We start from the raw sequence: 12450 nt of genomic DNA on the forward strand, positions 1-12450 counted from the left end.
GTCGGTCTTGGGATTGTTCTGAATGGAAAAGTATTTCAGGGAGCTTCGGGTTTTGCAGGAGAATTAGGACATATTCAGGTAAAAGAAGATGGGGAGTTATGTTATTGCGGGAAAGTAGGCTGCCTGGATACACTTACTTCTGCTTCTTCACTCATCAGAAGAATTAAGGAAAGAATTCGTTTAGGACAGGTTTCCAAACTTACAGAAAATAATTTCGAAGAAATTGACATCGAGATGGTTATTGATGCAGCCAACCGGGGTGATGCTTTAGCCATTGATTTACTGCACGATATCGGTAAGGAAATGGGAAAAGGACTTTCTATTGCAGTTCACCTTTTCAATCCGGAAGCTATTATTATCAACGGTGTACTGGCAAAAGCAGGAAGATTTATCAGTAATCCGATTGAACAGGCTATTTACAAATATTGTCTGGCAGATTTTAAAAATGATTTAATCATTAACGTTTCTCAACTGGGAGAGAATGCAAGGCTTTTAGGTACACATGTTTACGTAGTGGATCAGGTTCTCGAAAAGGTCAGCTAGCATAACGCTTTTATATATACTTTTCAAAGATATTCAATCTGATTACCTTTTGTCAACTATCATCATTTCAATTCGTTAAGCTTTTTCAGGATAAACAAAACCGGGGTAGAAATCTTAGATTTTTGCCCCGGTTTTGTTATGTCTTGTAAACACATCCGAAAATGTGGTGGTTATTTTAGAAAACAAGACATCAACCGTTAATGTAGATCCAATAGTTTATGACCTGTAAAACTCTAAACATATTTTATAATCATCAATAAATGAGGGGTTTTTACATTATAAAAATGATGGATTTTTTCCTGGCATAATGAAAATTCGTATATTAGTAAGATCCTTTTCTGCACCACATGCAACACTTGCAAAGTACTTTTTCTCAACCAGATTCTGAAGTATTAATACGTATTCTGAATCCGCAGAAACCAGGAAGAGAGTCAGAACCGAAGCGAAGAAATTTTTGATTATTGCTAAAACGTAAAACCATCAACCTGTAATCACATTGCAGGACTCTTAGCATTACAACCTTTAACGATAAACACACTCACATTTAAAATCTGAAGTTATGATAGCAGGTCTTACTTATCTTGGTGTAATCCACACCGCAATCAGTCTTGTAGCTTTAGCTACCGGTTTCATTTCTCTGATCCGTTACAGAGAGATTTCATATAATAACCAAGTCGGGAAAATTTACGTAATAACTACCATTTTAACCTGCCTGACGGGTTTCGGAATTTATCAGCACGGCGGATTCGGTAAACCACATGTTTTAGGAATTATTACCCTTTTAGTAATCGGACTTGCCCTTTTTGCTTCTAAAAAATCTAAACCTTTGGGAGGAGCCTCTCCGTTTATTGCTATCGTCAGCTTTTCCATGACATTTTTCTTTCATCTTGTACCAGGCTTTACAGAGAGCTTCACCAGGCTGCCACTTTCTGCTCCTTTAGCTTCAGGCCCGGATGATCCTATTGTAAAAACAAGTGTCGGTATTAGTTTCGTTCTTTTCCTCATCGGTTCTGTTTTACAGGTAATATCCTTAAAGAAAAAGAATCATTAAACTATTATTCGGATGAGTATTATATCCTTGTTAGCATCGTCACTGGGACGAAAAGATGAGATTCCTAATCAGGAGCTGGCCAAACAAATCGTTTCAAAAAATGACAAAGATGCCATTAAAGAATTAGTTGAAAATCTGAATAACAAAAATAAAAACATTCAAAACGACTGCATAAAGGTGATTTATGAGATCGGAACGCTAAAACCACTCCTGATAGCAGATTTCACTAATCAGCTCATTGCGTTGCTCGATCATAAAAATAACCGTTTACAATGGGGTGCCATGACGGCACTGGATATACTTACAAACGAAAAGCCCGGGGAAATTTTTTCAGCTTTACCCGGGATAATCGCGGCCGCTGACAGAGGTTCGGTGATTACTAATGACCATTGTGTCGGGATTCTGATAAAATTCTGTGCTATGGCCAACTATGCAGAAGATGTATTTCCTCTATTAATTGAACGACTGGTAATTTGTCCAACCAATCAATTACCAATGTATGCTGAAAATGCACTGCCGATAATCAATCAGAAGAACAAATCTGTTTTTATCAGAACTTTAACTGAAAGACTTAGCGAAATTGAAAAAGAAACCAAGAGATCGAGGGTAGAAAAGGTTATCAAAAAAGCTGATAAATTGCTGTAAAGAACCTGACATGGTCATTTTCAGCGATTTGCGGCTCATATTATTTATGATTCCGGTCTGTAAAATTTGGTTATGCCCGCTTTCCCATACGGATATTTCGACTATCTGTTTGTCATGGATTGTTAAATCAAAATATCATTCATAGCCAGATTATCATTGAAGCCTGTCAATTAACAAAGTTGGCAGGCTTTATCTTTTGACCCGAATCCGGCTGAACTCATTTTGGATACAACAATACCCAATTTGGATACTTTTTCCTTTGATAGTTTGCTGAACTTTGCCTCGTTAATTTTAAAAAGATACATAATGGAAAGTATTAAAAAAATTGAATTGGGAAGTCAGGGACTTGTGATCCCAAATATAGGTTTGGGTTGTATGGGAATGACAAAAATTGCCGGAGCAGATATTTACGGACAATCGGACGAAGCTGAAGCCATTGCCACGATTCACCGCTCTCTGGAATCAGGAGGAAATTTTCTGGACACCGCCGATTTGTATGGTCCCCTGGAAAATGAAAGACTGATCGCCAAAGCCATCAAAGGAAACAAGGATCAATACATTATTGCTACTAAATTCGGATTTGAAATTGATGATAACGAGCAGCTCACCTGGAAAATCAACGGGAAAAAGGATTATGTAAAAAAGGCCGTTGAACGCTCTCTTAAAAATCTGGGAACCGACTACATTGACCTCTATTACCTTCATCGTCTGGATCCGAACACTCCCATCGAAGAAACCGTCGGAGCGATGGCCGAACTGGTAAAAGAAGGAAAAGTGGGTTACATCGGTCTCTCTGAAGTATCTTCAGAAACCATTAAAAAAGCACATAAAATCCATCCCCTTACAGCAATACAAACAGAATATTCATTGTTTGAAAGAAGTGCGGAAGAATCCGGCATTTTAAACACACTTAAGGAACTTAGCATCGGCTTTGTTGCTTATTCACCTTTAGGGAGAGGATTTATTTCAGGTGATATTAAAAGTCCGGAGGATTTTCCTGTAAATGATTTCAGAAGAAATATTCCCCGTTATCAGGGTGAAATGTTTTATAATAACATCAGATTGCTTAATGAAATCAGAAAGATGGCTGATGAAAAACAAATTACGCCCTCTCAATTAGCCATCTCATGGATCGTTTCAAAAGGTATTTTACCAATTCCCGGAACTAAACGCGTTAAATATGTAGAACAAAATATAGCTGCTGCCGGTATTACATTAACCTGTGAAGAACTGAAACAATTGGAAGCGATTATTCCATTGGGTACTTTAACCGGAGACCGATATGATGCTGCCGGAATGACAGCTATAGATCAGTAAAATTCTCAGACTATGGAAAAGCTCTTTTTAAGGTACGCTTTTCTATAGTCTGTTTAAGAGAAAATCCCATGAAAAAAGAGATAAATCATCCATACATCGTCAATTCGATTTCAGAATTACATCGCCTGGTAGCATTACCCAAACCAAATCATCCTTTGGTGAGTGTTGTCAATCTCAAGGACATCAATTGTCATTTCGATGAAAATATGAAAAGTGTCATTTATAATTTCTATTCGATCTGCATTAAAAAAGATTTTAAGGGAAAGGTGAAGTACGGACAGAATTATTATGATTTTGACGAAGGGATCATGACTTTCTTTTCACCGGGACAAGTAATTTCAGCAGTTGTTGATGATGATATTGCACTTTCGGGCTGGTGGCTGGTGATTCATCCGGATTTCATCAGAAATTATCCCTTATCTAAAAGTATTAAAGATTACGGATTCTTTAGTTATGCCACCAATGAAGCGCTTCATCTTTCTGAAAAAGAAGAGACCATGGTTACTTCTATCATGCAAAATATCGAACAGGAATATCGTTCAGATATTGATGGCTTCAGCCAGGATGTAATTGTATCTCATATCGATTTATTACTTAACTATTCCAACAGATTTTATAACCGGCAGTTTATCACCCGCAAGCATGCAGGCAACGACCTTCTGGCAAATCTTGAAACATTATTAAACGAATATTTCAACAGTGAAAAGGTACAGGAAATGAGACTTCCGACGGTTCAGTATATTTCGGGTCAGCTGAACGTATCCTCAAGTTATCTGAGTGATATGCTGAGGTCATTGACAGGGCAGAATACGCAGCAGCATATTCACAACAAATTAATTGAAAAAGCCAAAGAGCGATTAACCACCACTTCATTATCAGTAAGCGAAATTGCTTATCAGCTTGGTTTCGAATATCCTCAGTCTTTCAGTAAACTCTTTAAGGGTAAAACCAATCTGTCTCCGCTTGAATTCAGACATTCTTTTAACTGATCTGTAAAAAAATCGTCTGCCCGATTAATCCGGACAGACGATTTTTATTTAATGCCAGACTGACTGAATTAAGAGACTTTAAAAACCCATGCAGGCTGACTGTCTAATTGTTTACTTACTTTTTCAGGGATAACCACTTTGATTCCTTCAGCAGATGCCTTCCATTTCAACGGAACTTTTATACCCGGAATCGAGATGATACTTTTTTTCGACACAGCTGAAACAGGAAGTGTCACTTCCAAAGGCAATTGGTTTTCTCCGTTTTCAGGAAGGTATGTCAGATAAGAAACTGCTTCTTTCTGAGTAAATGCCCATTTCCCCTGACGATAAGGTGCTTTAGGTTTTGTTCCGTAAATCGACTCTCCGTTTACATCCATCCATTTCCCGATTTCCTGCATTCTGTTGTAAGCATCCTGATGCCACTCTCCGTCTGGTCCGGGACCGACATTTAGCAAAAGGTTGCCATTTTTTGCCACTACGTCAATAAGTGTCTGAATCAGTTTTTTGGTAGTTTTATATTCATCATTCGGAACATAAGACCAGCTGTTTGCCATAGTCATACAGGTTTCCCAGGGAATCGGCATATAATGATCCGGAATACTTTGTTCAGGCGTTACATAATTCTCAAATTCCCCGGAAACGGTACGGTCAACTACCAGTAAACCAGGTTGGTTTTTGCGACCCATAGCTGCTATTTTTGCCATGTCAATGTCCTGATTATAGGGAATTGTTTTTTGCCAGCTGATCGTAGTATCAATTGATTCCTTAGGACGCACCCAACCTCCGTCTAACCAAAGGATATCAATTTTACCATAATCTGTCATCAATTCCTGAATCTGGTTGTAGGTAAAGTCCTTGAATTGCTGCCATTTCTCCGGATATTTCTTTGGATCATAGTTTACATTTCTGTCTTTTGGCGGGAAATACGGCCACCAGTATGATTCCGTATTCCAGTCAGGTTTTGAGAAATAAGCCCCTACCATAAAATCCTGTTTGCTGAAAGCATTAAATACCTCCTTTGCAATATTACTTTTAGGATTTGCAGAAAACGGTGTTTTAGGAGAGGTTACTTTATAATCAGAGAATTTAGTATCGAACATACAGAATCCATCATGATGTTTGGTAGTAAAAACCACATACTTCATCCCCGCTTTTTTAGCGGCATCTGCCCATTTCTCAGGAGCGAAACGGGTCGGATTAAATTTTGTCTGAAGATTTTCATAAGCTTTTTTATATTCAAACCAGCTTTTTGAATAAGGTCCTCTGCGCTCGCACCAGCCTTCATCCTCCGGACAGATTGACCAGGATTCTACCACACCCCATTCGCTGTAAGTTCCCCAGTGCATTAATAATCCAAACTTAACATCCTGCCAGTGCGCCAGTTTTTCCTGCACCAGCTTATCTTTCGGAGCAATATATTTACTATGATTTTGTTCTGAATGTTGTTGCGCCATCACATCTGATGAGCCTGACATTATGCCCATCAACAACCCAAGGATTAAAGGTAATTTTCTCATTACTGTATGTTAAATTTTAAAAAATAATGCAGATTCAAATCATTCATTTACTGGACATTTAGCTTACTAATGGCATAATTGCCAATATTTTCGCCTTGTCTCATCCCGTTTTCAATGGCATCTCTAAAATGAATTCCACCATACAAACGTGAAATGGCTGCTTCAGACGCCGCATGCTTAAATGATTTAAAAGATCTTTTCGGAACGCCAAACTCTACTTCAGTGGTGTCAGTATATGCAAATCCGCCGCCGGACAATTTTGTCAGGAGTGTAGCAACCGAAGCTGAAACCACACTATGTCCGCTGGTATATTCAGGAAATGGCGGGGTTTGAAGAAATGATCGCCAGGCTGGATCAATCTGCTCATTAATAACCGTTTCCGGTCTGATCCGGTTACTTCTGTATTTTTCATCCCAGCAGGAAATAAAGGCGTCAGCCATAGTAATACCTACCAGGGCATGCCATCTTACGGTTTCTTCAAAACTAAGTTTCTTTTGCTGACAAGCCAGTCCGGTAATTCCAATCCAGTGACCGCCGGGAGAGATCTTTTTGGTACCGAAACTTATATGTCCCTTTTGATTCAGAAAGAAAGGATTGCAATCCCAGAAATTGGCAATATGCATTTGCTCCTTTGTCAGAACCTTTACTGTATCATATACTTCCTTTGTCAAACTGAAGAATTTGCTGTCTTTTTCGGTGCTGTAAGGTACTTCAGGAAGAGGTTTAAACTGATCTGCACTTCCCAGTAAAAACGGTCTCAAAGTTCGCCAGTGCGGTTCATATGCCTCCGTATAGGCAGGAGGAGTTGGTTTCCATGAACCGGGTTTTTTACCTGGAGTATAACGCAGATATCCGCTTGTTTTCACATAACCGTCTTTAGCCGCATAGCGAACCAGCCTTTTAACAATTGAATCGGCATAAGCTCTTGATTCCCTTATTGTTTCATCACTGATTCTGTATTTCAGTTTCGCCTCATTAATCAGTTCATTTCTGGGCTTTTCAAGGGTAAAACCAGAAGGAAGTAATTCTTCTCCCATGCGAAGCAATGCATATAGCGCAGCGAAATTTAAATCAATCTCTTTAGCGGGTTTAACAGAGCTTAAATCCGGAAATGCCTTTAATCTTCCATAAAGTTCTGAATACTTCTTTGGCTTTGCCTGCTGAAGTAAAATCGCATAAGGTGCAAGGCCGGCATAAGCATAATACCTTGCCGCAGCACAAGGTCCCGTAACATCTTCGACCATTACATTGGTCAGTTTTTTCATCGTTCGGGTATAAACCGCTGCATCCGCTTTAAATTCCGGCTTCTGACTTTTGCCCGAAAACGAATAGAAAAGCCCAAGAGTCAAAAGCAATGTGACCCTTACTATTTGTTTCAGTTCTGTGAAAAACTTTATTTGTTCAATCACCATCTTCATTTCTTTTGCCTATTTTTTCAAAATATATTCAGCTACTGACTTGTTATTTCTTCCGAAATAAATCCTTGTTTCTCCTTGCTGGGGTATTACCACAATATCTCTTACATCTCCCCGGATATTAAATCCTGACAAACTCTGTGGTACGTATTCAAAAGAAAATTTTCCCTTATTTAAGAACAGCATCCCGTAATTCGCATCCATTTTCCCGATTTTAATTCTGGTATAAGTCTGGTTTCCTCCTAAAACCAAATCTTTTAATCCATCATGATTTACATCCAGCAAGGCTATTCCGAAAACCGGAGCAAATTGAGCTTCTATCGGTAAAGGATGATTGATAAAAGTACCATCTCCTTTATTTTCCAGTACTACAGAAGCAAAGGTTTCTGCAATAAGCGTATCAGCCATTTTGAATTGTTCCGGCGTCAGAATCTCCTTCATAGATGCATCGGCATATGACAGATAACTGGTAAATTTTCTCCGCAGCGAAAAAACCTGATTCAAGGCTTCGTCTCTGCTCACTAAAGGATACGCTTTCCCCTGAACGTAATAAGTCAGAAAAGGATCAATTGCTTCGTTTTGATCAAAATCTCCATAAATCATCGAAACAGGCTCAGTCCCGGAAGGTTTCATCTGTGTATTCTGGCCATAATTTCCCAAAATAATATCCTGATCTCCGTCATTGTCAAGGTCTTCCAGAGCGATTCTGCTCCACCAGCCATTTGAATCGGGTAAAGCTGAAGTTCTTGTCAGTTTTCCCTGATGGTTGAGTAAAACCGTTACGGGCATCCACTCTCCTGCAATCACCAGATCCTGCCAGCCATCTTTATTCACATCGAGTGTAACGGCATCTGTAACCATCCCGAATTTCTCAAGAAAAGGGGCAATTTGGGCATTTCCTTCTGTAAAAATGCCTTTACCGTTATTAATTAAAATTCGGCTGCTGGCAGCAAGGGGATAATTTCCGGGAATAACCCGTCCTCCGACAAACAAATCCAGATCACCGTCATTATCAATATCAATCGGCGTAACGCAGGAATCACTGCTTAAATCTCCAGGAAGGTTATCCTCCGTTTTAGAAAACTTCCCTGTTCCGTCATTTAAATAAAGCCGGTCCTGCAATAACAAATCATCTGGTAAATAAGAGAATCCCCCGCTTACCACGTACAAGTCGAGGTCTCCGTCTTTATCAGCATCAAAAAACAAAGCATCTGTATCAGTACTCATGATATCCGAGTCAATCGCAGGCTGTTCTGTCCCTTTCCATGAACCATCTTTTTCCTGAATGAGCAAAGCGCCTGATTGTCCTTTTGATCCTCCGATGTACAAATCAAGTAATCCATCGCCGTTAATATCACCTTTTGCCATTCTCGGGCCGGAATATGAAATCATATTCGGCATAAGCAGTTGTCTTTTGAAATCGTTATAATCATCTTCTACATTGCTGTAAGGAAGTGTATCTTTTGTAGCTGTGGTGAAAAAAGGTACTTTCAAAGCTGTGGGAGTCCACAACTTTAAAGCATCTTTGTGATGAAGTGTAATGGTTTGGTTTGTTGCAATTTTATAAAGTACTTCTGTTTTGTTATCAGACCAGATGACTTTAAGACTATCCATCATTTTGTCGTCTCCCGTTCCAAAATGCAGGGGGATATACATAGCAGACTGAAAGCCTCTTGTAGGGTAAAATTCTCTGTATTGTTGTTTGCCTTTGTTAAAAAGCCAGACTTTCGCCCCGATCGCCTCAGCAGGATTATTTTCCCCTAATTTAACCTGTAAGAAGTTCTGGGTTTTGGGGCTGTCGTTTCTATAAACCGATGCTTCAGTATTTACATTATTAGTAATAATTTCAAGGTCTCCGTCATTATCAAGGTCTGCATAAACTGCTCCGTTTGAAAGAAAAAGCTGGTCAAAGCCCCATTCTTTCACTTTATTTTCAAAGCCTAAATTTCCGTTATTTCTGAAAATATAATTCCTGGTAGCAGTAGAAGGCATTTCTTTCAGAATATCCATCATCGCTGTCGGGTTTCCCTGAGCCGCCTTTAATTCTTTATCAGCATAGAACTTCATGAAATCCATGTTGGTGTAATCACGCAGATAGCCATTCGTAATATACAGATCCTTCCAGCCATCATTGTCAAAATCAGCTACCAGCGGAGACCAGCTCCAGTCGGTATTGGAAACACCCATTAATTGTCCGATTTCACTAAAAGTCCCGTTCCCGTTATTCAACTGCACCATGTTACGCATAATCTGATGGTAAAAACCATTTTGAACTACGGTTTTATAGTTCTCATAATTCTCAGGACCATAGAGCAATTTCTGGCGATGATTATCTTCCGGAAGCATATCCAGTGTGAAAATATCTGCCAGCCCATCATTATTAATATCGACTACTTCGTTACCCATAGAGAAATAACTCAAATGACCTACAGACTCCTCAAGCTTGTCGCTGAAGGTTCCGTTTCCGTTATTGATATACAGGTAATCCTGTTCCAGGTAATCATTTGAAATATAAATATCCGGCCAGCCGTCGTGGTTAATATCTGAAACAGCGACTCCTAAACCAAAACCAAGGGGATTTCCTTTTATTCCGGCAGCGGCACTTACGTCGATAAATACTCCGTTTTCGTTCTTCAGTAATTTATCTCCTGCAAACTCATCTCTCATAGCTTTCATGGCAGAAGCATCAAATCTTTTATAGTCTTTTATGCTGTGATTCAGTAAAAAGCAGTCCAGATCGCCATCCTTATCATAATCAAAAAAAGCGGCCTGGGTTGAATTGCTTGGGGAATCTAAGCCATAGACAGCGGCTTTTTCAGTAAACGTAAGGTTTTTATTATTGATGTAGAGCTTATTTCTTCTTGAATTCTGGTCACCATCTCCGGAATAGCAGACATAAATATCGAGCCAGCCATCCTTATTAATATCAACGAGAGTGACCCCTGTTTTCCAGCCCGTAGCTTTTTCGATTCCGGCCTGCTGGGTAATATCTTTAAACTGTAAATGTCCGAGGTTAAGGTAAATTTTGTCCTGAACCATATTTCCGGTAAAATAGAGATCTATTAAACCATCATTATTTAAATCTCCTGCGGCAACTCCGCCCCCATTATAGAAATATTCGTAGGCAAGTACATTCTTAGATTCCGTTTCGGTAAGTTTATTTACAAAAGAAATACCGGATTCCTTAGCATTCAGCAGGGTAAACTGTGCACTTACCTGACTGACGAATCCTATCAAACCGATCAGGAAGAACCCTGACTTTATGGATAAAGAATACTTCATACGGAATTATTTAATGGACGGATTAGGCAAATCAAATATCAAAATGCCTCTGACTTCAGAGGCATTTTGATCAGTAAAGTACAAAAAAATCAACAATTATTGTTTATCCCACCACATACGGGTTGTAAACAAATCCGGACCTTGCTGTGCAATAGCAGCATTGTACTGTGCAGCATTTTTACTGGCTTCTGATTGCGGGTATTTCAAACGACGCGGAATCGTTCCTCCTGTATCATTACCGGCATAATTTGTCGGAGTCAATACAGGATATCCTGTACGGCGCCAGTTAGCAAATGCTTCATAGGAATTAAGGAAGTTTACCACCCAATACTGAGTAGCAATCTGTTCCATTTGTTTTTCTGTTGAAACAGTTGTAAACGGATTCTTAGCCAGATATGCAGTAGTTGCACTTGCCGGGATATTTGCTCCGTAAAGAGAGAACATATCAATCGCAGCAGCCACACCCTTATTGTAGTGAGCAGCAGCCTGTCCATCTCCCCATCCTCTCAAGGCAGCTTCAGCCAAAAGGTATTCCACCTCTGCATAAGTCTGGAACATCGTTGGTGCAGTATTGCTTGCTACGTAGTTAAGGTTTGCTTCAGAATATGTTGTAATTGAATTATCATTCCAGCCCGGGATTAACGTTTTGATAGTCGTGTTGTCATATCCGTTCGGAAGACCTTTCTGAACAGCCGGATCAGAACTTGTAGCGAAAGTAGATGCGTCAGCATTCCCCTGCCATAAAGTTGCGATATAAGGCAAACGAGGATCCGCAGATTTCTGAAGGAAATCAACAAACGTTTTACTCAATTTGCTGTTTGCTTTTCCTTTGAGGTTTGCCGCATCATATTCCTGCGTTTTCAAGGTATTACCATCCAGGTTACGGTTGTTATCGTTAGTATCATAATGCTTCAATTTAGCAATATCATCATTGCTTTGCATTACACCACCTGCGATCGCCTTTTTAACATAAGTCTGAGCTGAAGCAGCATCCACTTTAGTTAAACGCATTCCAAGACGCAACATCAAAGAGTTCGCAAAACGTTTCCATTTTGTGATATCACTTGCATAAATCGGATCAGCAGTACCATAAGCATCTTTTCCTGCTGCCAAACTGGTTGAAGCCTGATCAAGCTCATTCAATAAATCAGCATAAATCGCCGATTGCTTGTCATACTTTGGAGAGTAAACATTGTTCAGATACCCTTGTCCAGCCTGAGAATATGGAACATCACCATAAAGGTCAGTCATACGGCTATAGATATAAGCACGCCAGATTCTGGCAATGTTATATTTATTGACAAGATTGTTATCTCCTTTGGTCAAAGAAATGATCTGTTCGATCTCTTTTACCTGGTTCTGATAACCTGTATCGAAATAAGCACTGTAATATTCTACGTTCGACAGATACTTATCACCAGACCAGTAAGTATTCAATGAAGCAAAATGCTGTACAATTGCGCCACAGTAAATAAGGTTTGCACGGTGATTTTCATACCCGGTTCCGGCAGTTTTTACAATGTTATAAGTAAACACATTTTCCAAAACCGGACTGGTAAGGGCATTAGGGTTTGTGTTCATATCCACAAAACCATCGTCACAAGATGATACTAACATTGATGCCGCTGTTAGCATACCTGTCAGCATTAATCCTCTTTTTTGTTTTATATATCGTATCATTATTTCTTAAG

At 39.4% G+C, this 12450-nt stretch carries 9 protein-coding genes; 5 read left to right on the plus strand and 4 right to left on the minus strand.

Annotated elements, in window-relative coordinates:
- The 5 genes from BM179_RS11890 to BM179_RS11910 form a co-directional block, all read left to right on the plus strand.
- Window positions 1-543: ROK family protein (locus BM179_RS11890; protein ID WP_143095215.1), on the plus strand; the 543-nt coding region annotated here is incomplete at its 5' end.
- Between the two features lie 559 nt (window positions 544-1102).
- Window positions 1103-1594, plus strand: coding sequence for a hypothetical protein (locus BM179_RS11895; protein WP_092017070.1), 492 nt, complete (start codon window positions 1103-1105; stop codon window positions 1592-1594).
- A gap of 12 nt (window positions 1595-1606) precedes the next feature.
- A complete protein-coding gene (locus BM179_RS11900; RefSeq protein ID WP_092017072.1) occupies window positions 1607-2239 on the plus strand; it encodes a hypothetical protein in 633 nt (210 codons plus the stop codon).
- 306 nt (window positions 2240-2545) lie between these two features.
- Entirely contained in the window at window positions 2546-3556 is a 1011-nt protein-coding gene (locus BM179_RS11905; RefSeq protein WP_092017074.1) for an aldo/keto reductase, read from the plus strand.
- Between the two features lie 68 nt (window positions 3557-3624).
- Window positions 3625-4545: a helix-turn-helix domain-containing protein gene (locus BM179_RS11910; protein ID WP_092017076.1), complete on the plus strand. Its 921-nt coding sequence runs from the start codon at window positions 3625-3627 to the stop codon at window positions 4543-4545.
- Window positions 4546-4613: 68 nt separating this feature from the next.
- On the opposite strand, the gene BM179_RS11915 is transcribed toward BM179_RS11910, so the two are convergent.
- From BM179_RS11915 to BM179_RS11930, 4 genes are all read right to left on the minus strand, one after another.
- Window positions 4614-6062, minus strand: coding sequence for an alpha-L-fucosidase (locus BM179_RS11915; protein ID WP_092017078.1), 1449 nt, complete (start codon window positions 6060-6062; stop codon window positions 4614-4616).
- A gap of 47 nt (window positions 6063-6109) precedes the next feature.
- Window positions 6110-7480, minus strand: a complete 1371-nt coding sequence (locus BM179_RS11920; protein ID WP_092017080.1) for a vanadium-dependent haloperoxidase — start codon at window positions 7478-7480, stop codon at window positions 6110-6112.
- A gap of 9 nt (window positions 7481-7489) precedes the next feature.
- A complete protein-coding gene (locus tag BM179_RS11925; protein ID WP_092017082.1) occupies window positions 7490-10759 on the minus strand; it encodes a VCBS repeat-containing protein in 3270 nt (1089 codons plus the stop codon).
- Window positions 10760-10855: 96 nt separating this feature from the next.
- Complete coding sequence (locus BM179_RS11930; protein WP_229632941.1) at window positions 10856-12439, minus strand: SusD/RagB family nutrient-binding outer membrane lipoprotein; 1584 nt, start codon at window positions 12437-12439, stop codon at window positions 10856-10858.
- Between the last annotated feature and the right edge of the window lie 11 nt (window positions 12440-12450).

This window comes from Pseudarcicella hirudinis (assembly GCF_900115665.1).
GTDB lineage: Bacteria > Bacteroidota > Bacteroidia > Cytophagales > Spirosomataceae > Pseudarcicella > Pseudarcicella hirudinis.

Coding starts and splice junctions, on each gene's coding strand:
- BM179_RS11895 (WP_092017070.1), top strand. CDS start 1,103: ATGATAGCAGGTCTTACTTATCTTGGTGTAATCCACACCGCAATCAGT.
- BM179_RS11900 (WP_092017072.1), top strand. CDS start 1,607: ATGAGTATTATATCCTTGTTAGCATCGTCACTGGGACGAAAAGATGAG.
- BM179_RS11905 (WP_092017074.1), top strand. CDS start 2,546: ATGGAAAGTATTAAAAAAATTGAATTGGGAAGTCAGGGACTTGTGATC.
- BM179_RS11910 (WP_092017076.1), top strand. CDS start 3,625: ATGAAAAAAGAGATAAATCATCCATACATCGTCAATTCGATTTCAGAA.
- BM179_RS11915 (WP_092017078.1), bottom strand. CDS start 6,062: ATGAGAAAATTACCTTTAATCCTTGGGTTGTTGATGGGCATAATGTCA.
- BM179_RS11920 (WP_092017080.1), bottom strand. CDS start 7,480: ATGAAGATGGTGATTGAACAAATAAAGTTTTTCACAGAACTGAAACAA.
- BM179_RS11925 (WP_092017082.1), bottom strand. CDS start 10,759: ATGAAGTATTCTTTATCCATAAAGTCAGGGTTCTTCCTGATCGGTTTG.
- BM179_RS11930 (WP_229632941.1), bottom strand. CDS start 12,439: ATGATACGATATATAAAACAAAAAAGAGGATTAATGCTGACAGGTATG.